This window comes from Actinacidiphila glaucinigra (assembly GCF_035918135.1).
GTDB lineage: Bacteria > Actinomycetota > Actinomycetes > Streptomycetales > Streptomycetaceae > Actinacidiphila > Actinacidiphila glaucinigra.
In genome coordinates this window covers 4,070,091-4,096,907 of sequence record NZ_CP109144.1, presented here as the reverse complement: position 1 = coordinate 4,096,907, position 26,817 = coordinate 4,070,091, and the positions used below count along the sequence as shown (strand labels likewise).

Annotated in this window: 22 protein-coding genes; 12 read left to right on the top strand and 10 right to left on the bottom strand. The window is 72.0% G+C overall.

The genetic code is table 11. The annotated features are described in order from the left end of the window. The first annotated feature begins 11 nt into the window (after positions 1 to 11). From nuoL to OIE69_RS18075, 9 genes are all read left to right on the top strand, one after another. Positions 12 to 1,910, top strand: a complete 1,899-nt coding sequence (nuoL, locus tag OIE69_RS18115) for an NADH-quinone oxidoreductase subunit L (protein ID WP_326572929.1) — start codon at positions 12 to 14, stop codon at positions 1,908 to 1,910. Further along, complete coding sequence (locus tag OIE69_RS18110; protein WP_326572928.1) at positions 1,910 to 3,505, top strand: NADH-quinone oxidoreductase subunit M; 1,596 nt, start codon at positions 1,910 to 1,912, stop codon at positions 3,503 to 3,505. The genes nuoL and OIE69_RS18110 overlap by 1 nt, the downstream gene beginning before the upstream one ends. Beyond that, positions 3,502 to 5,154, top strand: a complete 1,653-nt coding sequence (gene nuoN / locus OIE69_RS18105) for an NADH-quinone oxidoreductase subunit NuoN (protein WP_326572927.1) — start codon at positions 3,502 to 3,504, stop codon at positions 5,152 to 5,154. Before OIE69_RS18110 ends, nuoN begins: the two co-directional genes overlap by 4 nt. 371 nt (positions 5,155 to 5,525) lie before the next feature. Next, a complete protein-coding gene (locus OIE69_RS18100; protein WP_392567524.1) occupies positions 5,526 to 6,785 on the top strand; it encodes a carboxylate--amine ligase in 1,260 nt (419 codons plus the stop codon). Beyond that, positions 6,782 to 7,990, top strand: a complete 1,209-nt coding sequence (locus OIE69_RS18095; RefSeq protein ID WP_326572925.1) for an FAD-dependent oxidoreductase — start codon at positions 6,782 to 6,784, stop codon at positions 7,988 to 7,990. The genes OIE69_RS18100 and OIE69_RS18095 overlap by 4 nt, the downstream gene beginning before the upstream one ends. 695 nt (positions 7,991 to 8,685) lie before the next feature. Continuing rightward, a complete protein-coding gene (locus OIE69_RS18090) occupies positions 8,686 to 9,672 on the top strand; it encodes a polyprenyl synthetase family protein (protein WP_326581230.1) in 987 nt (328 codons plus the stop codon). Between the two features lie 267 nt (positions 9,673 to 9,939). Next, positions 9,940 to 11,208 (top strand): LolA family protein, encoded by a 1,269-nt coding sequence (locus OIE69_RS18085; protein WP_326572924.1) that lies wholly within the window; start codon positions 9,940 to 9,942, stop codon positions 11,206 to 11,208. Positions 11,209 to 11,247: 39 nt separating this feature from the next. Then, the gene (locus OIE69_RS18080) at positions 11,248 to 12,213 is read left to right on the top strand and encodes an ABC transporter ATP-binding protein (RefSeq protein WP_326572923.1); all 966 of its coding nucleotides are present in this window, start codon (positions 11,248 to 11,250) and stop codon (positions 12,211 to 12,213) included. Further along, positions 12,200 to 13,072 carry an ABC transporter permease gene (locus OIE69_RS18075; protein WP_326572922.1) on the top strand — a complete coding sequence of 291 codons (873 nt, stop codon included), beginning with the start codon at positions 12,200 to 12,202 and terminating at the stop codon, positions 13,070 to 13,072. The genes OIE69_RS18080 and OIE69_RS18075 overlap by 14 nt, the downstream gene beginning before the upstream one ends. A 10-nt stretch (positions 13,073 to 13,082) precedes the next feature. On the opposite strand, the gene OIE69_RS18070 is transcribed toward OIE69_RS18075, so the two are convergent. Continuing rightward, positions 13,083 to 13,640 (bottom strand): flavodoxin family protein, encoded by a 558-nt coding sequence (locus OIE69_RS18070; RefSeq protein ID WP_326572921.1) that lies wholly within the window; start codon positions 13,638 to 13,640, stop codon positions 13,083 to 13,085. 89 nt (positions 13,641 to 13,729) lie between these two features. Then, complete coding sequence (locus OIE69_RS18065) at positions 13,730 to 14,179, bottom strand: VOC family protein (protein WP_326572920.1); 450 nt, start codon at positions 14,177 to 14,179, stop codon at positions 13,730 to 13,732. 65 nt (positions 14,180 to 14,244) lie between these two features. Between OIE69_RS18065 and OIE69_RS18060 the strand changes: the two genes are divergently transcribed. After that, entirely contained in the window at positions 14,245 to 14,859 is a 615-nt protein-coding gene (locus OIE69_RS18060) for a CGNR zinc finger domain-containing protein (RefSeq protein ID WP_326572919.1), read from the top strand. A gap of 23 nt (positions 14,860 to 14,882) precedes the next feature. Here OIE69_RS18060 and rarD read toward each other — a convergent pair whose 3' ends face one another. Beyond that, complete coding sequence (gene rarD / locus OIE69_RS18055; protein WP_326572918.1) at positions 14,883 to 15,827, bottom strand: EamA family transporter RarD; 945 nt, start codon at positions 15,825 to 15,827, stop codon at positions 14,883 to 14,885. A gap of 225 nt (positions 15,828 to 16,052) precedes the next feature. Next, a complete protein-coding gene (locus OIE69_RS18050; protein ID WP_326572917.1) occupies positions 16,053 to 16,910 on the bottom strand; it encodes an SDR family oxidoreductase in 858 nt (285 codons plus the stop codon). 105 nt (positions 16,911 to 17,015) lie between these two features. On the opposite strand from OIE69_RS18050, the gene OIE69_RS18045 reads away from it, so the two are divergent. Continuing rightward, positions 17,016 to 17,411 (top strand): winged helix-turn-helix transcriptional regulator, encoded by a 396-nt coding sequence (locus OIE69_RS18045; RefSeq protein WP_089226392.1) that lies wholly within the window; start codon positions 17,016 to 17,018, stop codon positions 17,409 to 17,411. 46 nt (positions 17,412 to 17,457) lie between these two features. On the opposite strand, the gene OIE69_RS18040 is transcribed toward OIE69_RS18045, so the two are convergent. The 5 genes from OIE69_RS18040 to OIE69_RS18020 all read right to left on the bottom strand — a co-directional run bounded on the left by OIE69_RS18040 (position 17,458) and on the right by OIE69_RS18020 (position 23,831). Next, on the bottom strand, positions 17,458 to 18,543 hold the full coding sequence (locus OIE69_RS18040) for a 2-oxoacid:ferredoxin oxidoreductase subunit beta (RefSeq protein ID WP_326572916.1): 1,086 nt from the start codon (positions 18,541 to 18,543) through the stop codon (positions 17,458 to 17,460). Further along, a complete protein-coding gene (locus OIE69_RS18035; RefSeq protein ID WP_326572915.1) occupies positions 18,536 to 20,461 on the bottom strand; it encodes a 2-oxoacid:acceptor oxidoreductase subunit alpha in 1,926 nt (641 codons plus the stop codon). Before OIE69_RS18035 ends, OIE69_RS18040 begins: the two co-directional genes overlap by 8 nt. Positions 20,462 to 20,719: 258 nt before the next feature. Beyond that, positions 20,720 to 21,379 (bottom strand): response regulator transcription factor, encoded by a 660-nt coding sequence (locus OIE69_RS18030; protein ID WP_326581228.1) that lies wholly within the window; start codon positions 21,377 to 21,379, stop codon positions 20,720 to 20,722. Between the two features lie 257 nt (positions 21,380 to 21,636). Continuing rightward, on the bottom strand, positions 21,637 to 22,950 hold the full coding sequence (locus tag OIE69_RS18025) for a sensor histidine kinase (RefSeq protein ID WP_326581226.1): 1,314 nt from the start codon (positions 22,948 to 22,950) through the stop codon (positions 21,637 to 21,639). Positions 22,951 to 23,099: 149 nt separating this feature from the next. Beyond that, a complete protein-coding gene (locus tag OIE69_RS18020) occupies positions 23,100 to 23,831 on the bottom strand; it encodes a TetR/AcrR family transcriptional regulator (RefSeq protein WP_326572913.1) in 732 nt (243 codons plus the stop codon). 158 nt (positions 23,832 to 23,989) lie between these two features. On the opposite strand from OIE69_RS18020, the gene OIE69_RS18015 reads away from it, so the two are divergent. Next, a complete protein-coding gene (locus OIE69_RS18015) occupies positions 23,990 to 25,489 on the top strand; it encodes an MFS transporter (RefSeq protein ID WP_326572912.1) in 1,500 nt (499 codons plus the stop codon). Positions 25,490 to 25,546: 57 nt separating this feature from the next. Here OIE69_RS18015 and OIE69_RS18010 read toward each other — a convergent pair whose 3' ends face one another. Then, positions 25,547 to 26,710 (bottom strand): sensor histidine kinase, encoded by a 1,164-nt coding sequence (locus OIE69_RS18010; RefSeq protein WP_326572911.1) that lies wholly within the window; start codon positions 26,708 to 26,710, stop codon positions 25,547 to 25,549. Between the last annotated feature and the right edge of the window lie 107 nt (positions 26,711 to 26,817).

Genomic DNA, 26,817 nt, shown 5'->3' with positions numbered 1-26,817 from the left:
GGGTAGCGACAGTGGACTACTTGATCGGATGGCTCGTCCTCCTGCCGCTGCTGGGCGCCGGTGTGCTGCTCACCGGCGGCCGGAGGCTGGACCGTACGGGCCACTGGATCGGCACCGTGCTCGCGGGGTCGTCCTTCGCCGTCGCGGCGGTGCTCTTCTTCGACATGCTCGGTCGCAGCGGCGAGGACCGCGCGCTGCACTCGACCGCCTTCACCTGGATCTCCGTCGGGAGCTTCAAGGCGGACGTGGCCTTCCAGCTCGACCAGCTGTCGATGACCTTCGCCCTGCTGATCACCGGTGTGGGCACGCTCATCCACATCTACTCGATCGGCTACATGGAGCACGACGAGCGGCGCCGCCGCTTCTTCGGCTACCTCAACCTCTTCCTCGCGGCGATGCTCCTGCTGGTCCTCGCCGACAACTACCTGCTGCTGTACGTCGGCTGGGAGGGCGTGGGCCTCGCCTCGTACCTGCTGATCGGCTTCTGGCAGCACAAGCCCAGCGCGGCGACCGCGGCCAAGAAGGCCTTCATCGTCAACCGCGTCGGCGACGTCGGCCTGTCGATCGCGATCATGCTGATGTTCACCACCTTCGGCACCTTCACCTTCGGGCCGGTCCTCGGAGCGGTGGACGGCGCGGGTGAGGGAGTCCTCACCGGCATCGGCCTGATGCTGCTGCTCGCCGCCTGCGGCAAGTCGGCGCAGGTCCCGCTGCAGTCCTGGCTCGGCGACGCGATGGAGGGCCCGACCCCGGTCTCGGCCCTGATCCACGCGGCGACGATGGTGACCGCCGGCGTCTACCTGATCACCCGCTCCGGCGCGATCTTCGACGCCGCGCCCACCGCCCAGGTGGCCGTGGTGACGGTCGGCGCGGTCACCCTCCTGTTCGGTGCGATCGTCGGTTGCGCGAAGGACGACATCAAGAAGGCCCTGGCCGGGTCGACGATGTCGCAGATCGGCTACATGGTGATGGCCGCGGGCCTCGGCCCGATCGGCTACGTCTTCGCGATCATGCACCTGGTCACCCACGGCTTCTTCAAGGCCGGGCTCTTCCTCGGCGCCGGATCGGTCATGCACGGCATGAACGACGAGGTGGACATGCGCAAGTACGGGGGCCTGCGGAAGTACATGCCGGTCACCTTCGTCACCTTCGGCCTCGGCTACCTGGCGATCATCGGCTTCCCGGGCCTGTCCGGCTTCTTCTCCAAGGACAAGATCATCGAGGCCGCCTTCGCCAAGGGCGGCACCGAGGGCTGGATCCTCGGCGGCGCGGCCCTGCTGGGCGCGGGGATCACCGCGTTCTACATGACCCGCGTGATGCTGATGACCTTCTTCGGCGAGAAGCGCTGGGAGCCGGACGCCGAGGGCCATGAGCCGCACCCGCACGAGTCGCCGAAGTCGATGACGATCCCGATGGTCGTCCTGGCCTTCGGCTCCGTCTTCGCCGGCTTCCTGTTCAGCTGGAACGAGGCCTTCGTGACGTGGCTGGAGCCGGTCACCAGCTTCGAGGAGGGCCACCCGCCGATGGGCGCGGCGGCTGTCACCGGCGCCACGATGGTGGTGATGGTGCTCGGCGTGGGCCTCGCCTGGGCCATGTACGGGCGCCGCCCCGTCCCCTCCGTCGCCCCGCGCGCCGGCTGGCTCACCCGCGCCGCCCGGCGCGACCTGCTCCAGGACGACTTCAACCACGTCGCCCTGGTGCTGCCCGGCGAGTACCTCACCCGCGGGCTGGTCTACGTGGACCACAAGGGTGTGGACGGCGTCGTCAACGGCACCGCGGCCGCCGTCGGGGGCCTCTCCGGGCGGATGCGGCGTCTCCAGAACGGTTATGTGCGCAGCTACGCGGTGTCGATGCTGGCGGGCACCGCGGTGCTGGTCGCCGCGACGCTGCTCATGAGGGGTGTTGCCTGATGTCCTTCCCCCTGCTCACGCTGACCGCCGGCCTGCCGGCGCTCGGCGCGATCGCCACCGCCGCCGTGCCGGCGGCGCGGCGCGGGGCCGCCAAGTGGCTCGCGCTGGGCGTCTCGCTGGCGACGCTCGTGCTGGCCGCCGTCGCCTTCGTGCGCTTCGACCCGGGCGGGGCCCGGTACCAGCTCACCGAGTCCCACGCCTGGATCGCCGACTTCGGGGTCCGCTACGAACTCGGCGTGGACGGCATCGCCGTCGCGCTCATCGGGCTGACCGCGCTGCTCGTACCGTTCGTCATCGCGGCGGGCTGGCACGACGCCGACCCTCTGGAGGAGAAGAACCCCAACCGCCGCTGGCGGCCCACCCAGGGCTTCTTCGCGCTGATCCTGCTGGTCGAGGCGATGGTGATCATCTCCTTCGAGGCCACGGACGTCTTCCTCTTCTACATCTTCTTCGAGGCCATGCTCATCCCGATGTACTTCCTCATCGGCGGCTTCGGGGACCGTGCCCACGAGCACGGCGAGGAGGAGGCGGCCCGTCAGCGCTCGTACGCGGCGGTGAAGTTCCTGCTCTACAACCTGGCCGGCGGTCTGATCATGCTGGCCGCGGTCATCGGGCTGTACGCCGTCACCGCCGACCAGCTCGGCCAGGGCACCTTCTCCCTCCAGGAGATCCTGCAGGCCCGGGCGGCCGGCGAGCTGGACATGTCCACCACCGCGGAACGCGCTCTGTTCCTGGGCTTCTTCTTCGCCTTCGCGGTCAAGGCACCGCTGTTCCCGCTGCACACCTGGCTGCCCAACGCCATGGGCGAGGCCACGGCGCCGGTCGCGGTGCTCATCACCGCGGTCGTCGACAAGGTCGGCACCTTCGCGATGCTCCGCTTCTGCCTCCAGCTCTTCCCCGAGGCCAGCAAGTGGGCGACGCCGGCGATCCTGGTGCTGGCGCTGATCAGCATCGTCTACGGTGCCCTGCTCGCACTCGGCCAGCGCGACATCAAGCGGCTGATCGCGTACGCGTCGATCTCCCACTTCGGCTTCATCATCCTGGGCATCTTCGCGATGACGTCCCAGGGCCAGGGCGGGGCGACGCTGTACATGGTCAACCACGGCATCTCCACCGCCGCGCTGATGCTGGTCGCGGGCTTCCTGATCTCCCGCCGCGGCTCCCGCCTCATCGCGTCCTACGGCGGGGTGCAGAAGGTGGCCCCGGTGCTGGCCGGCACCTTCCTGATCGGCGGTCTGGCCACCCTGTCGCTGCCGGGGCTCGCGCCCTTCGTCAGCGAGTTCCTCGTCCTCGTCGGGACGTTCAGCCGCTACCCGGCCGTCGGGATCATCGCCACCACCGGCATCGTCCTCGCCGCGCTGTACGTCCTCGTCCTCTACCAGCGGACGATGACCGGCCCGGTGAAGGCCGAGGTGCAGGGGATGCCCGACCTGAAGGTCCGGGAACTGGCCGTCGTGGCGCCGCTGATCGCGCTGCTGATCGTGCTCGGGGTGTACCCGAAGCCGCTGACCGACGTCGTCAACCCGGCGGTGCAGCAGACGCTCTCCGACGTGCACAAGACCGACCCCAAGCCGGCGCTGGAGGCATCCAAGTGAGCAGCACAGTTGCTGTCCACAGCCTGTGGACAACGGCGGCACCGCTCGCCGCCGACAAGATCAACGCGCCGAAGATCGAGTACGCCCAGCTCGCTCCGGTCCTGATCGTCTTCGGTGTGGCCATCCTGGGCATCCTCCTCGAGGCGTTCCTGCCGCGGCGGTTCCGCTACACCGGGCAGGTCGGCCTCGCGGTCGTCGGCATGGCCGCCGCCTTCGCCGCGGTCGTGGCGCTCGCGGCGGGCGGCTACGCCACGACGAAGGCGCACATCGCGGCCATGGGCGCGGTCGCCGTCGACGGCCCGGCCCTCTTCCTGCAGGGCACGATCCTGCTGGTGGGCATGGTCGGCGTGTTCACCTTCGCCGAGCGCCGGCTCGACCCCAAGGCGCACGGCCGGCACGTCGACTCCTTCGCCGCGCAGGGCTCCGCGGTGCCCGGCAGCGACCAGGAGAAGGACGCCGTCCGGGCCGGTTTCACCACCACGGAGGTCTTCCCGCTGCTGATGTTCGCCATCGGCGGCATGCTGATCTTCCCGGCGGCCAACGACCTGCTGACGCTCTTCGTGGCCCTGGAGGTCTTCTCCCTCCCGCTCTACCTGCTCTGCGCCCTCGCCCGGCGCCGCCGCCTGATGTCGCAGGAGGCGGCGGTCAAGTACTTCCTGCTGGGCGCCTTCTCCTCCGCCTTCCTGCTCTTCGGCATCGCCCTGCTCTACGGCTACGCGGGCACCGTCTCCTACTCCGGCATCGCGTCGGTCGTCGACGGCACCGCCAAGCTCACCCCGGCGCTGGCCGACTCCGCGGGCAACGACGCGCTGCTGCTGATCGGCGCCGCGCTGGTCGGCATGGGGCTGCTGTTCAAGGTGGGCGCCGTGCCGTTCCACATGTGGACGCCCGACGTCTACGAGGGCGCGCCGACCCCGGTCACCGGCTTCATGGCCGCGGCCACCAAGGTCGCCGCCTTTGGTGCGCTGCTGCGGCTGCTCTACGTGGTGCTGCCGGAGCTGCGCTGGGACTGGCGGCCGGTGCTGTGGGGCGTCGCGATCCTCACGATGCTGGTCGGCGCGATCGTGGCGGTCACCCAGACCGACGTGAAGCGCCTGCTCGCGTACTCCTCGATCGCGCACGCCGGGTTCATCCTGGCCGGTGTCATCGCGACCACGCCGGAGGGCGTCTCCTCGGTGCTCTTCTACCTGGCGGCGTACTCCTTCGTGACGCTGGGCGCCTTCGCGGTCGTCACGCTGGTGCGCGACGCCGGCGGGGAGGCCACGCACCTGTCGCGCTGGGCGGGCCTGGGCCGGCGTTCCCCGCTGGTGGCCGCGGTCTTCGCGATCTTCCTGCTCGCCTTCGCCGGCATCCCGCTGACCTCGGGCTTCGCGGGGAAGTTCGCGGTCTTCAGCGCCGCCGCGCAGGGCGGCGCGATGCCGCTGGTGATCGTGGGTGTGATCTCGTCCGCCATCGCGGCGTTCTTCTACATCCGGGTCATCGTGCTGATGTTCTTCAGCGAGCCGAAGGCCGACGGCCCCACGGTCGCCGTGCCCTCGCCGCTGACGTCCACGGCCATCGCGGTGGGTGTGGCCGTCACCCTGGTGCTGGGTGTCGCGCCCCAGTACTTCCTGGACCTCGCGAACCAGGCGGGCGTCTTCGTCCGCTGACCCCCTCGCACAGCCCGAGCGCCCCGTGACCGGCTCCCCGGTCGCGGGGCGTCGTGCTGCCGCGGGACGGCTGCCGCGGCACGGCTGCCAGGGCCCGAGTGCCGGAACCCGAGTGCCGGAGTCCGGCCGCCGGGGCCTGTCACGGCCGCATCGCGCCAATTCGGTTCCCGCACCGGTTTTCTGACCTGCGTTCGCCTGCGACACGCGGATGAATTCAGCCACTTGATGCCATGGTGAACAGCTCTTCTCGATTGTCTAAAGAGTTCGCAATGTCCGGAAAAGTCTTGCAGCGGTGGTCAATTCGGGCTTAGCTTCCTTTCAGGTCGCGGTCGGGAGGGGCCGATCAATACCGTGATCATTGGGGGGATTGTGTGGTGAAGTCCGCGTTCGCGGTCGACCCTGCCGTGCCGGGGCTGATCGTGAAGATCGGAAACTATCCGCTGCACCACGGTGGCGTGGGGGCGATCCGCAGCCTGGGGAGACTCGGGGTCCCCATGTACGCCGTCACCGAGGACCGGCACACGCCCGCCGCGGCCTCCCGCTACCTGCGCGGGCGCTTCGTCTGGCCGACCACCGGACTGGAGCCGGCGGAGCGCCTGGTCGAGGGACTGGTCCGGATCGGCCGCCGGATCGGGCGCCCCGCGGTGCTCATCCCGACCGACGAGGAGGCGGCCGTGCTCATCGCCGAGCACGCCGCCGAACTGGACGGCCTCTTCCTCTTCCCGCGCACCGACGACCCCGGGCTGTCCCGGCGCCTGGCCAGCAAGCAGGGTCTGCACGAACTGTGCGTCCGGCACGGGGTGCCGACCCCGCGGGCGGCCTTCCCCGACTCGCCGGAGGAGGTCGAGAAGTTCGCGGCGGACGCCCGCTTCCCGGTCGTCGCCAAGAACCGGGAGGCCTTCGAACGGCGCCGCACACCCGCCGTACCCGGCACCACCCGTATCGACGACGCGGAGGAACTGCTGGCGCTGGCCCGCGGCTGGGGACCGAAACCCGGTGTGATCCTGCAGGAGTACCTGCCGCGCGAGGAGGCCGAGGACTGGATCGTCCACGCCTACTTCGGGGCCGGCGCGACGGAGCCCGTGCTCTTCACCGGCGTCAAGGTGCGTTCCTGGCCGCCGCACGCCGGAATGACGGCCTGCGCCTATGTGGTGGCCAATCCGGAACTCGCCGCAATGGCCCGCCGTTTCTGCGCGGCCATCGGATTCCGGGGCATCGCCGACCTCGACTGGCGCTTCGACCGCCGCGACGGCCGTTACAAACTGCTCGACTTCAATCCCCGCATGGGCGCCCAGTTCCGGCTCTTCGAATCCGAGGCCGGGATCGACGTCGTCCGCGCACAGCACCTCGACCTGACGGGACGGGAGATCCCCCGGGCGGGGCAGCCGGAGGGCCGGCGCTTCGTCGTCGAGAACATCGACCTGCCCGCCCTCCTGGCCTACCGCCGCAGCGGCTACACCACGCCCCACGCCCCCGCCCGCGCCGGCCGCACCGAGTTGGCCTGGCTGGCCGCCGACGACCCGGGGCCGTTCGTCACCATGCTCGCCCGCTTCGTACGGCCGGGCGCCCGGCACCTGATGCAGATGTACCGGTCACGACGTCGAACCGCGATGCGAAGGGAACACCCATGACGACGCCCGTTGCCGTGATCGGCGCAGGCCCGTACGGTCTGTCCACCACCGCACACCTGCGCGAACGGGGCGTCCCCGTACGCACCTTCGGCGACCCCATGGTCAGCTGGCGGGAGAACATGCCCTCCGCCATGGTGCTGAAGTCCACCCCCGCCGCCTCCGACATCTCCGCCGCCCGGCCCGGGCACACCCTGCGCGACTTCTGCCTGGACGCCGGGGAGCGGCCGCTGGTCACCGACTGGGACCTCGTCCCCGCGGAGACCTTCGTCCGCTACGGCCACTGGTTCCAGGAGCGGCTCGTCCCCGATCTGGAGCAGGTCAGGGTGGTGTCCGTGGACCGGGCCGCCGGCGGGGGCTTCGAGCTCAAGCTGGACTCCGGCGAGCAGTTCAGGGCCCGGGCGGTCGTCGTCGCCAGCGGGCTGCACGGCTTCGCACACACGCCCGACGTGCTGCGCCGCGTCACCCCCGACGGGCCGTCCGCGGCCGGGCCCGTCTCGCACAGCTCCCAGCACACCGACCCGGGCCGGCTCGCCGGACGCGAGGTGGTCGTCGTCGGCGCCGGGCAGTCGGCCCTGGAGAGCGCGGCGCTGCTCGCCGAGGCGGGCGCCACCGTACGGCTGCTGGCCCGCGGACGGCGCGCCGTGGGCTTCGGCGACCCGCCGGACCGGCAGCCGCGCCTGCGGCCCGAGTCGCCCTTCGGGCGGGCCTGGTCCCTGTACGCCTTCAGCTACCACGCCCGGTACTTCCGCGGCCTGCCCGCGCCCCTGCGGCTGTACCTCGTACGCCGCGTACTGGGCCCGCTGGGCGCCTGGTGGCTGCGCGAGCGCTTCGAGGGCAAGGTCGCCGTCAGCGAGGGCCACACGCTGCGCAGCGCCCGCCTGGACGAGGACGGCAGGGTCGTGCTGTCCACCGCCGCGCCCGGCGGCCGCGCGGCCGAGTTCCGCGCCGACCACGTGATGGCCGCCACCGGCTACCGCGTCGACCTGGAGGCGCTGGAATTCCTCGGCCCCGAGCTGCGCGCCGAGCTGTCCCGTACCGGCGGCTCGCCCCGGCTGGGCGCCGACTTCGGTTCCTCCGTCCCGGGGATGTACTTCACCGGGCTGCCCGCCGCGGCCACCTTCGGGCCGGTGCTGCGCTTCGTGTGCGGCACGGAGTGGGCCTCGCCGCGACTGGCGGCGGCGGTGGCGGTGGCGTACGGGCGCTAGGCCGTGTCGTCAAACGCCCTCCCCCAGCCTTCGGCCGGGGGGAGTTGTCGAATCGTCCGAGTAGCCCACTACGAGGACGACTCTCCGCCTTGCGATGCACCGCACTGGGGCACCTCCCAGCGCAAGCTGGGGGAACCGCGGGGCCCGCCCTTCGGGCGGTGGGGGCACCTCCCAGCGGTAGCTGGGGGAGCTCATGTGACGACACGGCCTAGGCGCGTCCCGGCGCGGTTTGTACGTTCCGGCACGTCCCGGCGCACGGCCATCCACGGCGCGGCGCCCCGCACTTGGCGGGGGCCGCGCCGTTCGCCGTGCGCGCCGGGGGCCCGCGGCGGGCGGGCATGGGGGGCGGCTCTCGGGGAAGGCGGAACAATGGCGCAGGCCCGTCGCTGAGGCCGCCCGCGGGTGCCTCGTGAGGGGTCGTCCGGGGCGGCGGTGGGACTCGTGGACGGGCGGAGGGGCCGGTGTGGGCCGTGCGCGGGCCGGGCGCAGGCCGTGCGCGGGCCGGGAAGGTCCGGCCGCACACGCGGGCAAAACCGGGCGTAGTGGCCCGAGGGGGCCATGCCCTCGCAGTGATCGAGAGGCGACCGGTTACGCTGCCGGTGTAGTACAGCGCCACGCCGCACGCCGCAGAAGCGATCTCAGCGACAGGAGAATCCCAGGTGACGACCGTCGTCGGGCCCTTCGGGCTGAGCGTAATGGATGAGGACCTCGAGTCCGGGATCCGGGCCGGGCTGTCCGCCGTCGAGGAAGGCCTCATGGAGGCCACCAAGAGCGACGTGCGGTTCATCACGGACGCGGCCCGCCACCTCGTGCACGCGGGCGGGAAGCGGTTCCGTCCCCTGCTGGTGCTGCTGGCCGCCCAGTTCGGCGATCCGCACGCGCCCGGCATCGTGCCGTCGGCCGTGGTGGTGGAGCTGACGCACCTGGCGACGCTGTACCACGACGACGTCATGGACGAGGCCGAGGTGCGGCGCGGCGTGCCGAGCGCCAACGCCCGCTGGGACAACTCGGTGGCCGTGCTGACCGGCGACTTCCTCTTCTCCAAGGCCTCGCACATACTGGCCGACCTCGGGCCGGAGGCCGTACGCATCCAGGCCGAGGCCTTCGAGCGGCTGGTCACCGGGCAGATCCTGGAGACCGTCGGCCCGCGCGACGGACGCGACCCGATCGACCACTACCTGGAAGTCATCGCCGGCAAGACGAGCTCGCTGATCGCCGTCTCGTGCCGCTTCGGCGCGATGATGTCCGGCGCCGAGGAGAGCGTCGTCGACATCATCACCCAGTACGGGGAGCGCATCGGTACGGCCTTCCAGCTCGCCGACGACGTGCTGGACATCGCCAGCGACTCGCACGAGTCCGGCAAGACCCCGGGCACGGACCTGCGCGAGGGCGTGCCGACCCTGCCGGTGCTGCACCTGCGTACGGCCGTGGCCAAGGCGGGCGACTTCGCGTCGGCGGACGACCGGCGGCTGTGCGAACTGCTGGACGGCGATCTGACGGACGACCGGCGGCACGCCGAGGCGCTGGCGCTGCTGCGCGCCCATCCGGCGCTGGCTCAGGCCCGGCGCGACACCGTGCGCTACGCGGACGAGGCGCGGGCCCTGCTGGCACCGCTGCCCGACTGCGCCGCCAAGCAGGCCCTGGAGGGCCTCTGCGACGCCGTGGTGCACCGCGCGGGCTAGCGGAGCCCGGGATCCGTCCCCGGCGTCCACGCGGCCCGTGCGGCCCGTGTGTCCACGGGGCTGTGGGACCCCTTCTGCCCTGAGCTGTTGTCAGGGGACGTCATCCCAGAGGTGTACGCCGAGTTGATCCCGGCGGGCGATGTGCCCGAGGGGCCGGCTTGATGGGATAAGAGGCACCACCACACGGCGGATCGGGTGACAATGGCCCGAGGTGGACGATTGCGATGCTGACGGGAACCCGCCGTTGACAACGGAGGTAGGGACGTAATGGCACCCATCCAGCCCATGGACGACGACCGGGAGCCCCGGCGGCGGGCCAAGGCGATACGTTACGCGGTCCCGGTGGCGGCCGCGGGGGTCGCCGCGGCGACCATCGGCCTCGTACCGGCGCTCGCGAGCGTGGGCAGCCCCGATCTGCCCAAGATCACGGCCGAGGAGCTGATCGCGAAGGTCGCGGCCTCGGACACCCAGACGATCTCCGGCTCGGTCCGCATCAGCACGGACTTCGGCCTGCCGGCCCTGCTGACCGGTGCCACGGGCGCCGGCGGGCCGTTCGGCGGCGGTGCCGGCGCCCGCGGTGACTCCTCGGCCGACCCGAAGGAGCAGCTGACCGAGCTGCTGGCCGGCTCCCACACCCTGCGCGTCGCGGCCGACGGCCCGCAGCGGCAGAAGGTGTCGATCGTCCGGAACGCCGCGGAGTACAGCCTCATCCACAACGGAGACGAGGTCTGGGCCTACGACAGCGGCAGCAACCAGGCGTACCACCTGACCGGCCTGCCGCAGGAGGCGCAGGGCAAGGACGGGGCCGAGGACGGGCACGACGTGCCCGAGGGCTGGCCGGCCACCCCGCAGGAGGCCGCGAAGAAGATCCTCGACGCGGCGGACGACAGCTCCACCGTCACGGTGGACGGCACCGCGCGCATCGCCGGGCGGGACGCCTACCAGCTGGTGGTGACGCCCAAGGCCACGGACTCCACGGTCGGGTCGATCCGGATCGGCGTCGACGCCGGCACCGGTGTGCCGCTGAAGTTCACCCTCGCCCCCAGGGGCGGCGGCAAGGCCATCGTCGACGTCGCCTTCACCAAGGTCGACTTCTCCCGGCCCGCCGCATCGACCTTCGACTTCACCCCGCCCAAGGGCGCCGAGGTGACGACGGAGAAGGCCGGTGAGAAGGCCGGTGAGAAGGCGGACACCAAGGCCGAGCGGGAGGCCCGCGAGGAGTTCGGTGACCTCGGCGGCCCGGACGCTCTGGAGGGCCTTGACGTCCTCGGCAAGGGCTGGGACTCGATCGCCGAGCTGAAGCTGCCGCCGGAGGCGCTGAACGAGTCCCCGTCCAAGGGCGGTGACAAGGCCCCCGGTCTCGGCGGTCAGGGGCTGCTCGGCACCTTCGGCAAGGAGGTCAAGGGCGACTTCGGCACCGGCACGGTGGTCAGCACCCGCCTGGTGAACGCCCTGATCACCGACAGCGGCAAGGTCTACGTGGGCACCGTGACCCAGGACGCCCTGATCAAGGCCGCGGACGCGGCTGCACGGTAGGGCGCGGAGCAGGGCACGTCACCGAGCGAAGGAGCGCCGATGGGGGAGCCGTCCGCCCAGACCGGTGAGTACGCGATCTCCACGAGCGGGCTCACCAAGCGGTACCGCGGCGGACAGCTCGCCGTCGACGGCCTCGACCTGGCCGTTCCCCGCGGCAGCGTCTTCGGCTTCCTGGGGCCCAACGGCTCCGGGAAGACGACGACGATCCGCATGCTCATGGGGCTCATCGCCCCGACCTCCGGCACGGCACGGGTGCTCGGCGAGCCCATGCCGCGCGCGGTGCGCAGCGTCCTGCCACGCGTGGGCGCGCTGATCGAGGGCCCGGCCCTCTACGGCTTCCTCTCCGGCCGTGACAACCTGCTGCGCTTCGACGCGGCCGATCCGACCGCCGAGCCCCGCACCCGCGGGACACGGGTCGACACGGCCCTGGAGAGGGTGGGCCTGGCCGCCGCCGCGGGCAAGAAGGCGCGCGCCTACTCGCTCGGCATGAAGCAGCGGCTCGGCCTGGCGGCCGCGCTGCTGCGGCCCCGCGAGCTGCTGGTGCTGGACGAGCCCACCAACGGCCTGGACCCACAGGGCATGCGGGAGATCCGCTCGCTCGTCCGGGAGCTGGCGGCGGACGGCACCACGGTCTTCCTCTCCTCCCACCTCCTCGACGAGATCGAACAGGTCTGCACCCACGCCGCGGTGATGTCCCGCGGCAGGCTGATCACCCAGGGCCCGGTGGAGGCGCTCTCCTCCGCCGGGCGCCTGGTGGTCACCACCCCCGACCCCGCCGAGGCGGTGCGGGTCCTGAAGGAGCAGGGGGTCACCGGCCTGGCCGCCGACGGCGACCGGGTCACCGGAGAGCTGCCGCAGGACCCCGTGGCGCTTCCCGAACTCGGCGACCTCAACGCCGCACTGGTCGCCGCCGGAGTCCGCGTTCGCGGCTTCGGCGTCGAACGGGCTTCACTGGAGGACGCGTTCGTCGCGCTGACCGGAGAGGGCTTCGATGTCGCAGGCTGACACCCTGACCAGGTCGGTGTGGCCGATCCGCTCGCTCGGGCTGTTCCGCAGCGAACTGGTGACCGTACTGCGCCGCTGGCGCACCCTCGCCCTGCTGGCCGTCCTGGCCGGGGTCCCGGTGCTCATCGGGATCGCGGTGCGGATCGAGACCGGTGACGGCGGCTCGGCCGGCGGTGGTGGCGGGGGCGGCCCGGCCTTCGTCGCGCTGATCACCAACAACGGTCTCTTCCTGGTCTTCGCCTCGCTCGCCGCGACGCTGCCCTTCTTCCTCCCCATGGCGATCGGCGTCGTGGCCGGCGACGCCGTCGCCGGTGAGGCCAACGCGGGCACCCTGCGCTATCTGCTGGTGGCCCCGGCCGGGCGCACCCGTCTCCTGGTCTCCAAATACGCCTCCGTCCTGGCCTTCTGCCTGATCGGCACCCTCGTGGTGGCCGTCTCGGCCCTGGTGACCGGCGCGTTGCTCTTCCCGCTCGGGGACGTCACCCTGCTGTCGGGTACGACCGTCCCCTTCTCCGAGGGGCTGCTGCGCGCCCTGCTGGTCGCCCTGGTGGTGGCGGCCTCGCTCACCGGCATCGCCGCGCTGGGCCTGTTCGTCTCCACACTCACCAACAGCGGCATCGCCGCCATGGCGACCACCGTGGGCCTGCTGATCACCGTGCAGATCGTCGACACCATCCCCCAACTGCACGCCGTGCAGCCCTACCTCTTCCCCCACTACTGGCTGAGCTTCGCCGACCTGGTCCGCGATCCCGTCTACTGGGACGAGATGCGCAGCAACTTCCAGCTCCAGGCCCTCTATGTCGCCGTGTTCGGCTCTGCGGCCTGGGCCCGCTTCACCACCCGCGACATCCTGGCCTGACCCCCGCCGGTCAGCTGAAGAAGGCCTTCGCCCGGCCCAGTGCCGCCGTGTCCCGCAGGACGTCGCCAGGTTCGCTGCCGTGGCCCAGCAGCGCCCCGCCCCAGCGCATCCCGGCGTAGTCGGCCGTGTGCCGCAGTGTCCCGACCAGCGGGGCCGCCGTCGCCGGGTCCTGGCCGCCGTGCACGGTCACCGACCACAGGGTCTTGCCACGCATCCGCTCCAGGAAGTCCAGCCCCGGCACCCGCATCCAGCCCGACCAGAGGTCCAGGTAGAGCTTGGTGGCGGTCGAGACGCTGTACCAGTCCAGCGGTGAGACCACCACGATGTCGGTGGCCGTCAAGGTGGCCTCCAGGAGCGTCTCGGCGAGAGCCGACGGCGCGGGACAGGGTCCTTCGGCCTCGTGCGGGCGGTCCTCGAAGAGCGGCAGTGACAGATCCCCCAGCCGCAGCCAGCGCCGGTCCATCGCCGGCGGAAGCTGTTCGGCGGCGTGCCGCGCCAACGTCTCGGTGTTGCCGTCGGCGCGGCTGCTTCCCACCAGGAAGAGGAACGACCGCTCTGAATCCGACACCCCGTCATCTCCTTGCGTATGCAATAATTGCGTATGCATGGAGATATTTTCATCGCTCCGCCATCGGCGTCAAGGCGAGTGTCGGAGGGCTACTCGACGTCGAACTCGTTCCCCTCCGGGTCGGCCATGGTGACCCAGGTGCCGGAGGGTTCCGCTATCCGCCGCAGCACCTTCGCGCCGAGCGATTCCAGCCGGGCCACCTCCTCCTCCAGCCGTCCGCCGCCCGGATGGAGGTCGATGTGCAGCCGGTTCTTCGCCGTCTTGGGCTCGGGCACCCGCTGGAAGAGGATGCGCCGCCCGAGGCCCGAGCCCTTCTCCTCGTCGTACGGGTCCTCGGGGTGCCGTACGGCCGCCAGGTCCCGCCAGGCCTTGCGGCCGGCCGCCTCCGTCAGGAGGTCCTCCGTGACGGCGCCGAACCCCAGCAGCTTCTCGATCAGCACGCTGTGGTCCTCGAGCGTGTACTCCAGGGCCTCCGCCCAGAAGGCGGCCTGCCGGTGCGGATCCGCCGCGTCGATCACGAGCTTCCAGTGAACTGCCATGACGTGCCCCCTCGTTCGCGTCCCCGCCGGCTCTCGGCCGGTGTGTAACCAGTTATATTGGTTACATGACGGAGCCCGCAATCGGTCTGGTCCTCCATTCATCCGAAGGAGTTGCCTACCGCTTCGACCCGGGAGCGCTCGGCCTGGAACTGCTGCCCACCGGAGGCCCCGGCGCGCCCGCCCGCTACGAAGTCCTCCAGGAGCCCGCCGACCTGGCCCGCTGGGCGGCGTCGTCCCGGCTGCGCCCCGACCCCGGCGCCCTCGCCGTCTCCCCGGAGGACGTCGGCGTGGCCCGCTACCTGCGCGACGCGCTCTGGCACATCGCCGTCGCCCGCGTCCACGGGGAACCGCTGCCCGCCCCGGACCTCGTCGTCCTCAACGAGGCGGCCGCCTGGCGCCCCCCGGCGCTGCGGCTCGCCCCCGACGGGGGCCGCACCTGGCGCACCCCGGTCACCGGCACCCAGGTCCTGGCGGCCGTCGCCCGGGACGCGGTGGAGCTCTTCTCCGGCCCGTACGCCGACCGTGTCCGGGAGTGCTCCGCCCACGACTGTCGACTGGTCTTCGTGGACGTCTCACGCCCCGGCCGGCGCCGCTGGTGCTCCATGGAGCACTGCGGCAACCGCCACAAGGTGCGCGCCCACCGTTCCCGCAGCCAGGCGTACGGGGCGCCGGAAGGCTAGCGCCGGTGCGCGGACGCCGCCGCTCAGCCGGTGACGGCCCCGCGCGGCGTGGCCTCGTCGGGCACGACGGCGGCGTCGCGCACCGCGATCCGGCCGCGCCGGGCGGCGCGCAGGGCGTCCCAGGTCAGCAGGGCCAGGGCGAGCCAGACGAGGGCGAAGCCCGCCCAGCGCTCGGCCGGCATCTCCTCGTGGAACCAGAGCAGTCCGAGTCCGAACTGGAAGACGGGCGCGAGGTACTGCAGCAGCCCCAGCATGCTCAGCGGTATGCGGATGGCCGCCGCGCCGAAGCAGACCAGCGGCACCGCGGTGACGACGCCGCACGCGGCGAGCAGGGAGGCGTGACCGGCCCCGTGCGAGGCGAAGGTGGTCTCCCCGCGGGTGCCGAGGAAGACCAGGAAGCCGAGCGCCGGCAGGAACTGGATCGCGGTCTCGGCCGCCAGCGACTCCAGGCCGCCCATGCCGACCTTCTTCTTGATGAAGCCGTACGTGGCGAAGGAGCAGGCCAGGGTGAGTGCGATCCAGGGCAGCCGTCCGTAGCCCAGGGTCAGCACCAGGACGGCGGCGGCGCCGACGCCCACGGCCGCCCACTGCGCGGGCCGCAGGCGCTCGTGCAGGACGAGGACGCCGAGGGCGATGGTGACGAGCGGGTTGATGAAGTAGCCCAGCGAGGTCTCGACGACGTGGCCGCTGTTGACACCCCAGATGTACAGGCCCCAGTTCACGGATATCACGGCCGCGGCCACGGCCAGCAGCCCGAGCCGCCGCGGCTGCCGCAGGAGTTCGGGGACCCAGGCCCAGCGGCGCATCACCAGCAGCACGACGGAGACGACGGCCAGCGACCAGACCATGCGGTGGGCCAGGATCTCGCCCGCGCCGGACGGTTCGAGGAGCGGCCAGTAGAGGGGGAAGAGCCCCCAGAGCCCGTAGGCGGCGAATCCGTACAGCAGACCGGCACGCTGCTCGTTCACTCGTTCCTCCCGGGGCGCTGGCCGACTGCTCGAAGGTAGCGCGCGGGGTGTTCTCCCGTCATCTGCGTATCGCATGACGGTCATGACACCTTCGTCGCAGGCAGGGAGCGCGCCGGGGCGGGGCGGAACCGGGCGGGGCGGAACGGGGCGGGGCGGAACGGGGCGGGGCCCCGCGGCCGGAGGGGATCCGCCGCGGGGCCCCGCCGTTCCGGCGGATGTCCGGGGTCAGCCCTTGAGCGCCGCCGCGATCGTGTCCGCGAGCGGGGTGGTGGGACGTCCGATCAGCCGGGCGAGGTCGCCGCTGCCGCCCCGGAGGAGGCCGCGGGAGATGCCGGCGACGTCCACGTCGACGTAGATCGCGGCCACCGGCTCGGGCAGCCCGGCGCCGGTCAGGACCGCCAGGAAGGCGTCGGCGGGCAGGTCGGCGTAGGCGACCGGCCGGCCGGACTGCTGCGCCAGCTCGGCGGCGTACTCGGCCATCGTCCAGGCCTCGTCCCCGCTGAGCTCGTACACCGCGTTCTCGTGCCCCTCGCCGGTCAGCACGGCCACGGCGGCGTCGGCGTAGTCCTCACGGCTCGCGGAGCCGATGCGGCCCTCGCCCGCGCTGCCGGCGACGCCGTGCTCCAGCTGCGTGGGGATCTGCGCGGTGTAGTTCTCGGTGTACCAGCCGTTGCGCAGCAGCGTGTAGGTCAGGCCGGAGTCCAGCAGGGCCTGCTCGGTGGCCTTGTGCTCGGCGGCGAGGAGGAAGTCGGCGGCCGGACCGCCGAGGACGCCGGTGTACGCGAGCCGAGCGACCCCCGCCTCCTTGGCGGCCTCGATCACGGCGGCGTGCTGGGCCACGCGCTGCCCGACCTCGCTCCCCGAGATCAGCAGCACCACGTCGCCGGCCCGGAAGGCGCCCTTGAGGGTCTCGGGTGCGTTGTAGTCCGCCACCCGGAGCTCCACGCCCCGGGCGGCGAGGTCCGCGGCCTTGTCCGCGTCGCGTACGACGGCCACGACCTGCCCGGCCGGGACGCCGGCGAGCAGCCGGTCCACGACCAGACGGCCCAGCTGTCCGGTGGCTCCGGTGACGACGATGCTCATGAGGGGTTCACTCCAGTCCCTGTTGTCCCCGTTGGTGATGACGGGACTAACCCTAGGGCTGGTACTAACTTCTAGAAAGTACCCACTTTGAAGTAAGCTAGTGGCATGGACGTAAGGGAAGAGCCGGCCGGCCTGCTGCAGGCGCCCCCCGACGTGAACGCGCGCAACTGCCCCTCGCGCGTGATCCTCGAACACGTCACCAGCCGCTGGGGTGTGCTGGTGCTGGCCGCCCTGATCGACGGCACCCTGCGCTTCAGCGAGCTGCGCCGCACGGTCGGCGGGGTCAGCGAGAAGATGCTCGCCCAGACCCTGCAGACCCTGGAGCGCGACGGCTTCGTGCACCGCGAGGCACACCCCGTCATCCCGCCGCGCGTCGAGTACTCCCTCACCCCGCTCGGCAAGGAGGCCGCCGACCAGGTCTGGGCGCTGGCCCGCTGGACCGAGGACCGCACCGGGCAGGTGATCGCGGCCCGCAGGACGTACGACGAGGCCCGGGCCTGATCGTGCGGCCCGGGCCCCGTACGGCGGCTGAGGTGGGTGCCGTGGCTCAGCCCACGACCGTCCAGGTGTCGCTGCCGGCCAGCATGGCGGCGAGGTCGCCCTTGCCGTGCTGCTCGACGGCCTGCTCCAGCTGCTCGGACATCAGCGCGTCGTAGACCGGCCGTTCGACGCTGCGGAACACGCCGATCGGCGTGTGGTGCAGCGTGTCGGGGTCGGCGAGTCTGGACAGGGCGAACGCCGTCGTGGGCGTCGCGGCGTGCGCGTCGTGCACCAGGACCTCGTCCTCGTTGGACGCGTCGACGTCGACGACCCGCAGATCGCCCGTCGCCCGGTCGCGCACGACGCCCTTGGCGCCGTCCGCGCCGAAGCGGATCGGCTCGCCGTGCTCCAGCCGGATCACCGCGTTCTCGGCGGAGGTCCGGTCCTTCAGCACCTCGAAGGCGCCGTCGTTGAAGATGTTGCAGTTCTGGTAGATCTCCACGAAGGCCGTGCCCGGGTGCGCGGCGGCCGCCCGCAGCACGCTCGTGAGGTGCTTGCGGTCGGAGTCGACGGTGCGCGCCACGAAGGAGGCCTCCGCGCCCAGCGCCAGCGAGACCGGGTTGAAGGGCGCGTCCAGCGAGCCCATCGGCGTCGACTTGGTGATCTTTCCGAGCTCGGAGGTCGGGCTGTACTGCCCCTTCGTCAGCCCGTAGATCCGGTTGTTGAAGAGCAGGATCTTGAGGTTGACGTTGCGCCGCAGCGAGTGGATCAGGTGGTTGCCGCCGATGGACAGCGCGTCGCCGTCTCCCGTGACGACCCACACCGACAGGTCGCGCCGCGAGGCGGCGAGCCCGGTCGCGATGGCCGGGGCGCGTCCGTGGATGGAGTGCATCCCGTAGGTGTTCATGTAGTACGGGAAGCGGGAGGAGCAGCCGATCCCCGAGACGAAGACGATGTTCTCCCGGGCCAGGCCCAGTTCGGGCATGAAGCCCTGCACCGCGGCGAGGATCGCGTAGTCACCGCAGCCGGGGCACCAGCGCACTTCCTGGTCCGACTTGAAGTCCTTCATGGACTGCTTGGCTTCGGCCTTGGGGACCAGGGACAGCGCCGGCAGCCCCGGCGTGCGGTGTTCGACGGCAGGAGCCTCAGACATCTGCGCTCTCCTCCTGGATGGCGGCAGCGAGTTGCTCGGCCTTGAAGGGCAGGCCGGTGACCTGGGTGTGCGAGCGTGCGTCGACGAGATACCTCGCCCGCAGCAGATGGGCGAGCTGGCCGAGGTTCATCTCCGGGACCACTACCTTCTGGTAACGCCCGAGGACCTCCCCGAGATTCCTCGGGAAGGGGTTCAGATGGCGCAGATGGGCCTGCGCGACCGCGCCCCCTGCGCCCCTGATGCGCCGGACGGCCGCCGTGATCGGACCGTACGTCGAGCCCCAGCCGATCACCAGCGTCCGCGCCTGCCCGTCCGGGTCGTCGACGACGACGTCGGGCACCTCGATGCCGTCGATCTTGGCCTGCCGGGTGCGCACCATCAGATCGTGGTTGGCCGGGTCGTACGAGATGTGCCCGGTGCCGTCCTGCTTCTCGATGCCGCCGATGCGGTGCTCGAGACCGGGGGTGCCCGGCACCGCCCAGGGGCGCGCCAGGGTCTCCGGGTCGCGCAGGTACGGCCAGAACTCCTCGGTGCCGTCCTCCGCCACATGGTTGGGCGTCGTCGCGAACTGCACCCGCAGGTCGGGCAGCTCGTCCAGCTCGGGGACCCGCCAGGGCTCGGAGCCGTTGGCGAGGTAGCCGTCGGAGAGCAGGAGGACCGGGGTGCGGTAGGTCAGCGCGATGCGGGCCGCCTCCAGCGCGGCGCCGAAGCAGTCGCCGGGGGTGCACGGCGCCACGATCGGGACCGGCGCCTCGCCGTTGCGCCCGTACATCGCCTGCAGCAGGTCGGCCTGCTCGGTCTTGGTCGGCAGGCCCGTCGAGGGCCCGCCGCGCTGGATGTCGACGACCAGCAGCGGCAGCTCCATCGAGACCGCGAGGCCGATGGTCTCGGACTTGAGCGCGACGCCCGGACCGGAGGTGGTGGTGACGGCCAGCGAGCCGCCGAAGGCCGCGCCGAGCGCGGCGCCGATGCCGGCGATCTCGTCCTCGGCCTGGAAGGTGCGCACACCGAAGTTCTTGTGCCTGCTCAGCTCGTGCAGGATGTCCGAGGCCGGGGTGATCGGGTACGAGCCCAGGAAGAGCGGCAGGTCCGCCTGGCGGCTCGCGGTGACCAGGCCGTACGACAGCGCCAGGTTCCCCGAGATGTTGCGGTAGGTGCCGGCCGGGAAGGCCGCCTCGGCCGGGGCCACCTCGTAGCTGACCGCGAAGTCCTCGGTCGTCTCGCCGAAGTTCCAGCCCGCGCGGAAGGCCGCGACGTTCGCCTCGGCCAGTTCGGGCTTCTTCGCGAACTTCTTGCGCAGGAAGTCCTCGGTGCCCTCGGTGGGACGGTGGTACATCCACGACAGCAGCCCGAGCGCGAACATGTTCTTGCTGCGCTCGGCCTCCTTGCGGGTCAGCGGGAATTCCTTGAGCGCCTCGACCGTCAGGGTGGTCAGCGGCACCGGGTGCACCGCGTAGGCCGACAGCGAGCCGTCCTCCAGCGGCGAGGCCGCGTAGCCGACCTTGCCCATCGCGCGGGAGGTGAACTCGTCCGTGTTGACGATGACCTCCGCGCCGCGCGGCAGGTCCCCGATGTTCGCCTTCAGCGCCGCCGGGTTCATCGCGACCAGGACGTTCGGGGCATCACCCGGGGTGAGGATGTCGTGGTCGGCGAAGTGCAGCTGGAAGCTCGAGACGCCCGGCAGGGTGCCTGCCGGGGCCCGGATCTCGGCAGGGAAGTTCGGCAGGGTGGACAGATCGTTGCCGAACGACGCCGTTTCCGAGGTGAACCGGTCTCCCGTGAGCTGCATCCCGTCCCCGGAGTCCCCGGCGAAACGGATCACCACCCGATCGAGCTTCCTGGTCTCCTTGGCCGGTTTCCGCTGCTCGCCCAGAACGGGGCGATCGGGGGTTGTCGGGCTGCTGACCTGGCTGGTCACTGAATCGGACCTCCTTCGAGGCGGCGGCTCACGACCGGGGCCGTGACCTTGTGTCCCACGCGCCATCGTACGTGGGTAAGGGTCGCCTTCCCGGGTCTTCCCGCATCGTGGGCGCCGCGCTGAGCTCCCTTTGTGCCCTGATGGGTCACGGTCGCCGCCCCCCGGAGCCCGTGCTGCCTGCTTCCTCCATATGGGACGCCTCCCGGCGGCGCTTCGGTTCTGTGCCTCCGCGGGCCCCTCTGACGATACGTCAGAGGATCAGGAATTGAGGTACGTGAGCACGGCCAGGACGCGCCGGTGATCGCCCTCGCTGGGGGCCAGCCCCAGTTTGAGGAAGATGTTGCTGACGTGCTTCTCCACCGCGCCGTCGCTCACCACCAGCTGCTTGGCGATCGCGGAGTTCGTCCGGCCCTCCGCCATCAGTCCCAGCACCTCGCGCTCCCGCGGGGTGAGACCGGCCAGCACGTCCTGCTTGCGGCTGCGCCCCAGCAGCTGCGCCACCACCTCCGGGTCCAGGGCGGTACCGCCGCCCGCCACGCGGACGACCGCGTCGACGAACTCCCGGACATCGGCTACCCGGTCCTTGAGCAGATACCCGACCCCGCGGGAACTGCCGGCCAGCAGCTCGGTGGCGTACCGCTCCTCGACGTACTGCGACAGCACCAGCACGCCCAGCTGCGGATGGTCGCGGCGCAGCCGCACCGCGGCGCGCACGCCCTCGTCGGTGTGGGTCGGCGGCATCCGCACGTCGGCCACGACCACGTCGGGCACCGCGCCCTCGGCGGCGAGCTCGCCGATCACCTTCAGCAGGGCCTCGGCGTCGCCGACCCCGGCGACGACCTCGTGCCCGCGGTCGGTCAGCAGACGGGTCAGTCCCTCCCGCAGCAGCACCGAGTCCTCGGCGATGACCACGCGCACTCTGTCCTCCACCGCTACCGGCTCCCCCATGTCGACGTCGACGTGTCCCTCCCCAGCATTCCAGCTTCCGGCGGCCGGCACACGGCCTTGCCGCCGGGGCGGAGTGCGGGGGAGGGACGGAGGGGGGCGCGGTCAGCGTCCTCTCGGTTCTTCCGGTCTTCCCGGTCCTACTGGTCCTTGCGGTTCTTCTGGTTCTTCCGGCGCTTCCAGCGCTTCCGGCTCCTGCGGCCGAGCCGCCCCGGCGGTCCCCCGCGGGGTCAGGTACGCCAGGGCAGCTCCGCCGCGACGGTGGTCGGACCGCCGGCGGGGGAGTCCACCGCGAGGACGCCGTCCACGGCCCCCAGCCGCTCCGCGAGCCCGGCCAGACCCGAGCCGCGCCCCGTGGACGCGCCGCCGCGCCCGTTGTCGACGACGTGGATCATCAGCCGGTCCCCGGAGCGCCACAGGTCGACCGCGGCGCGCGAGGCCCCGCTGTGCTTGCTGATGTTCTGCAGCAGCTCGGAGACGGTGAAGTACGCGATGCCCTCGATCGCCGGCACCGGCCGCCCCGGCAGGTCCACGCTCACCTGCACCGGCACGGTGCAGCGCGCCGCGAGGGCGGACAGGGCGGCGTCCAGGCCGCGGTCGGTGAGGACGGCCGGGTGGATGCCGCGGGCCAGGTCGCGCAGCTCCTGGAGGGCCAGCTTCACCTCGCCGTGTGCCTCCTCGACCATGGTGGCGGCCGCCTTCGGGTCCTCCTGGAGCTTCTCCTTGGCCAGGCCCAGGTCCATGGCGAGCGCCACGAGCCGCGCCTGGGCCCCGTCGTGCAGGTCGCGCTCGATGCGGCGCAGGTCGGCGGCGGCGGTGTCCACCACCGTGCCGCGGTCCGACTCCAGTTCCGTGACGCGGCTGGCCAGCCGCGACGGCCCCAGCAGCCCGGCGACCAGGCCCCGGTCCACGTACGCCATGCCCCGGATCAGCCAGGGGGTGACCAGGACGAGCAGCAGGCCCAGCACGGAGGTCATGGCCACCTCGAACGGCGAGTCCAGCCACCAGCCGTTGCCGTTCCCGTCCCCGTACAGCTGGAGTCCGGGCTGGTCGGTGTAGGCAGGGAAGACCCACTGCCACAGCGGGTACGTGAGGAGCCCCCAGCCGTAGGTGAAGAACGAGATGGCCACGGAGAAGGTGAACACGCCCCACGGGAAGTGCAGGAAGAAGTACAGGATGTGCCGCCAGGAGGCACCGCTGGTCAGCTGGCCGCCGAGCCACGACATGAAGCCCTGGCCGGGCCGACGGCGCAGCGGCTCGGGCGCGGCCACGTCGATGCGCAGGCATTGGCGGGCCCGCTCGCGCTCCACGACGCCGAGCCCCCGGCACCCGGCCAGCATCAGGGCGAGGACGGGCAGCCCGAGGAAGGTGACCAGCAGCCCCGCGCCGAGCGACAGCATCGTCACGGTGAAGACGAAGCCGATGATGCCCATCGGCAGGTTCAGCAGCAGATACAGCAACTCGCGCCAGGTGCGGGCCTCGATCGGCGCGCGCAGCGCCGCGGGCAGTCGGTGCTCGCGCGGCTCCGGGAAACCGTATGCCATGGTCACGTCCGTCCTCTTCGTCGTCCCTCTGCGACCGCCTGTGATGCCTCCAGCCTCGTCCTCCGGGGCCTTCACGCCCATGGTGCGGATAGGCGTCTTGGACCTGGGGAAAACCCCACCCTGGCGCGGCGGTCGGGACCGGGGCGGTGTCAGCGGGGGAGCCGCAGCGCCAGCCCGTCGAGGACGACGTCCAGGCCGTAGGCGAACTTGGCCTCGCGCAGCGCGACCGGGTCCTCGATGGCGGCCGTGGGGTCGGCGTAGGAGCCGGACAGGTGGTCGTGGGGCGCCGCGGCGGCCTGGGCGGCGGGCATGAGACGGGCGATGAAGCCGGCCTCGGTCTCGCCGGAGCGGGCGACCGTGGTGAGCCAGGCGGCCTCCGTGGTGCTCATGCCGATCACGTAGCTCAGGAGGGTGTCGATCGCCCGGCTCGGCTCGGGGAAGCCGGCGGCGGCGAACAGGGCGGCCAGCCGCTCGGAGTACGACATGAGGTTGGGGCCGAGGTAGGCCAGGCCCGCCTGGCCCAGGACCGAGGACAGCCACGGGTGGCGCAGCGCCGTCGCGCGGAAGGACCCGGCGGCCTCGGTGACCGCGGCACGCCAGTCCCCGCCGCCGGCGGCGGGGACGGCGATCTCGGCGGCGACCTCGTCGACGGCCAGTTCCATCAGCTCGTCCTTGGTCGCGACGTGCCGGTAGAGGGAGGTCGCGCCGGCGTTCAGTCGGGCCCCCAGTTTGCGCATGCTCAGGGCCTCGACGCCGTCGGCGTCCAGCATGGCGATCGCCTCGCGGACGATCGCGCCGCGGCTGAGCGCGGGCTGGTCGGCCTCGCGCTGCTGCCGGGCCCACACGGACGGGATCGGGCTCGGCTTCGTCCTGGCGGCCATGGCGCTCCTTCGGGGACCGGTGTGCGGGCGGATCCGCTGCGTACGGCGTTCGCATTCAGCGTACAGGAGCGAGTGTTGCGCACACCGTTCCGCTGTGCGTACAGTGTTCGCATCAAAGGAACGGTGTACGCACGAGCCGATGCCCGAAAGGACGCCCCATGGAGACCCGCAACCCCCGCCGCTGGTGGATCCTGATCGTGCTGTGCCTCAGCTCGCTGGTCCTGGTGGTCGACAGCATGGCGCTGACCGTGGCGGTGCCCGCGATGACCGCGGACATCGGCGCGAGCGCCCAGGACACGCAGTGGATCCTCGACTCCTACATCCTGGTCTTCGCCGGTCTGCTGTTGGCCTCGGGAAGCCTCGGGGACCGGTTCGGGCGCCGGAAGGTGATGCTCGCCGGCTTGCTGCTCTTCGGGGCGGCCTCCCTGGCGGCCACCTTCTGCACCAGCCCAGGTGAGGTCATCGCCGTACGGGTCGCGATGGGCGTCGGCGGCGCGCTGATCATGCCCTCGACGCTGTCGATCCTCATCACCGTCTTCGACGGGGAGGAGCGCGGCAGAGCCATGGCGGCGTGGAGCTCGGTGTCGATGCTCGGCCTGGTCGGCAGCCCGGTGCTCGGCGGCGTGCTGATCGACCACTTCTCCTGGCACGCGATCTTCCTGATCAACGTCCCGGTCGTCGCGCTTGCCGTCGCCGCCGGCCTCACCCTCATGCCGGAGTCCAAGGGCCCGTGGAGCAAGCCCGACCCGCTCGGCGCGGTGCTGTCCGCGGCCGGCATGACCGCCCTGGTCTGGTGGATCATCGAGCTCCCGCAGCACGGCGCCTTCGGCGGCCGCTCCGGGATCACCCTCGCCGTCGCCGTCGTCGCCCTCGGCGCCTTCGTGGTCTGGGAGAACGTCACCTCCGCGCCGATGGTCCCGCTGGTCCTGTTCCGGCACCGCAACTTCAGCGGCGGCTCGCTCTCGCTGACCCTGGTCCAGATCGGCAACGGCGGCCTGCTGCTGGTGCTCACCCAGTACCTGCAGTTCGTGCTGGGCTACTCGCCGGTCAAGGCGGGTGTCGCCTTCGTGCCGCTGGCCGTCGCCGCGCTGGCCGGCAACGTCCTGGGCACCACGTTCGCCGCGCGGACCGGCAACCGCCTGCTGATCCTCGGCGGCATGCTCGTCATGGCCTCCTCCTTCGCGCTGCTGACCACCGTCTCGGCCGGCACCGGCTTCGCCGTCCCGGCGGCCGCCCTCGGCCTGCTCGGCCTCGGCGCGGGCCTGGCGATGCCGGCCGCCGTCGGCGCCCTCATGGCCACCATCCCCGCGGAGAAGGCGGGTGTCGGCTCCGCCCTGAACGACACCATCCAGCAGGCCGGTACCGCGCTCGGCATCGCGATCCTCGGCTCGCTGCTGGCGAGCGGCTTCGCCCGCGAGATGCCCGCAGGCACCCCCGAGGAGGCGAGGCACTCCATCGCCGGCGCGCTGGCCGTCGCCCAGGGCGACAGCGGGATGGTCCGCGCGGCCCGGGAGGCGTTCACCGCCTCGATGTCGGCCACCTTCACCATCAGCGCGATCGGCGTCCTCGCCGCCGCCCTGCTGGCCGCCCTGGTCATGCGCGACAGCAGGCCCGAGCCGTCCGCCACCCCGGCGCAGGAGGCGGAACTCGCCGCCTGACGCGAGCACAGAAGGCCGGTGCCCTCCAGCGAGGGCACCGGCCTTCCCGTACGCGGCTCAGGCGCGGTCCCGCCAGGGCAGCTCGGCCGTCACCGTCGTCGGGCCGCCGGCCGGGGAGTCGACCACCAGCAGACCGTCCACCGAGTCCAGCCGCTCGGCCAGCCCGCCCAGACCGCTGCCGCCCGACGCGGTCGCCCCGCCCCGGCCGTCGTCGCGGACCTGGATCATCAGCCGGCCGTCCGAGCGCCACAGCTCGACAACGGCCCGGCGCGCCCCGCTGTGCTTGCTGATGTTCTGCAGCAGCTCGGAGACGGTGAAGTACGCGATGCCCTCGATCGCCGGCGCCGGCCGGCTCGCCAGGTCCACCTGGACGTGCACGGGCACCGTGCACCGGGCCGCCACCGAGGACAGGGCGGCGTCCAGGCCGCGGTCGGTGAGGACGGCCGGGTGGATGCCGCGGGCCAGGTCGCGCAGCTCCTGGAGGGCCAGCTTCACCTCGCCGTGGGCGTCGCCGACCATCCTCGCCGCCGCCTCCGGGTCCTCCTGCAGCTTCTCCTTGGCCAGGCCCAGGTCCATGGCGAGCGCCACGAGCCGCGCCTGCGCTCCGTCGTGCAGGTCGCGCTCGATGCGGCGCAGGTCGGCGGCGGCGGTGTCCACCACCGTGCCGCGGTCCGACTCCAGCTCGGCGATCCGCCGCTCCAGCTCGTCGGAGGGCGACAGCAGGCCGCGGACCATCGCGCGGTCCGCGTTGGCCAGCCCCCGGGCGATGAACGGCAGCACCGGCCACGCGACGAAGAGCGAGGTCAAGGCGATGGTGAAGGTCGCGATCCCCCACGGCAGCCGGATGAAGAAGTACAGCGCGTGGCGCCACCCCACCGGGTCCTTCAGCGAGGTCCACAGCCAGGGGAAGAAGCCCATCCGCCCGGGACTCAGCGACCGGGGCTCGTCCACGGCCACCCCGAGCATGCCGCGCGCCCGTATCCGCTCCAGCCGCCCCAGCAGCCGGCACCCGGCCAGTCCCAGAGCGAGCAGCGGCAGGCCGATCACCGTCACCGACAGCCCGACGCCGAGGTAGAGGACGACGGCGACGTAGACGAATCCCGCGATGTCCACGGGCAGGTTCGCCAGGAGATACGCGATCTCCTTCCACGTCACGGCGTCGAAGGCGAAGCGCGCCGGCGGCAGCGGGGCGGCTTCCCCGCGCTGGGAGTTGATGGTCATGACGCCAAGCCTGCCGGGGACGGGGCGGCCACCGCCATGGGGTGCGCCTGCCAGGACAAGGTGGGGTTATCCGTACCACCGGTCAGGACGGGTGGTTCCGCTCCGGG

Excerpts from the sequence above, each read along its gene's own strand:
- OIE69_RS18060 (WP_326572919.1), top strand. The coding sequence starts at position 14,245 with ATGACGGAGCCCGCAATCGGTCTGGTCCTCCATTCATCCGAAGGAGTT.
- OIE69_RS18050 (WP_326572917.1), bottom strand. The coding sequence starts at position 16,910 with ATGAGCATCGTCGTCACCGGAGCCACCGGACAGCTGGGCCGTCTGGTC.
- OIE69_RS18040 (WP_326572916.1), bottom strand. The coding sequence starts at position 18,543 with ATGTCTGAGGCTCCTGCCGTCGAACACCGCACGCCGGGGCTGCCGGCG.
- OIE69_RS18080 (WP_326572923.1), top strand. The coding sequence starts at position 11,248 with ATGGGGGAGCCGTCCGCCCAGACCGGTGAGTACGCGATCTCCACGAGC.
- OIE69_RS18095 (WP_326572925.1), top strand. The coding sequence starts at position 6,782 with ATGACGACGCCCGTTGCCGTGATCGGCGCAGGCCCGTACGGTCTGTCC.
- OIE69_RS18015 (WP_326572912.1), top strand. The coding sequence starts at position 23,990 with ATGGAGACCCGCAACCCCCGCCGCTGGTGGATCCTGATCGTGCTGTGC.
- OIE69_RS18025 (WP_326581226.1), bottom strand. The coding sequence starts at position 22,950 with ATGGCATACGGTTTCCCGGAGCCGCGCGAGCACCGACTGCCCGCGGCG.
- OIE69_RS18110 (WP_326572928.1), top strand. The coding sequence starts at position 1,910 with ATGTCCTTCCCCCTGCTCACGCTGACCGCCGGCCTGCCGGCGCTCGGC.
- OIE69_RS18065 (WP_326572920.1), bottom strand. The coding sequence starts at position 14,179 with ATGGCAGTTCACTGGAAGCTCGTGATCGACGCGGCGGATCCGCACCGG.
- OIE69_RS18045 (WP_089226392.1), top strand. The coding sequence starts at position 17,016 with ATGGACGTAAGGGAAGAGCCGGCCGGCCTGCTGCAGGCGCCCCCCGAC.
- OIE69_RS18075 (WP_326572922.1), top strand. The coding sequence starts at position 12,200 with ATGTCGCAGGCTGACACCCTGACCAGGTCGGTGTGGCCGATCCGCTCG.
- OIE69_RS18085 (WP_326572924.1), top strand. The coding sequence starts at position 9,940 with ATGGCACCCATCCAGCCCATGGACGACGACCGGGAGCCCCGGCGGCGG.
- OIE69_RS18020 (WP_326572913.1), bottom strand. The coding sequence starts at position 23,831 with ATGGCCGCCAGGACGAAGCCGAGCCCGATCCCGTCCGTGTGGGCCCGG.
- OIE69_RS18090 (WP_326581230.1), top strand. The coding sequence starts at position 8,686 with ATGGATGAGGACCTCGAGTCCGGGATCCGGGCCGGGCTGTCCGCCGTC.
- OIE69_RS18010 (WP_326572911.1), bottom strand. The coding sequence starts at position 26,710 with ATGACCATCAACTCCCAGCGCGGGGAAGCCGCCCCGCTGCCGCCGGCG.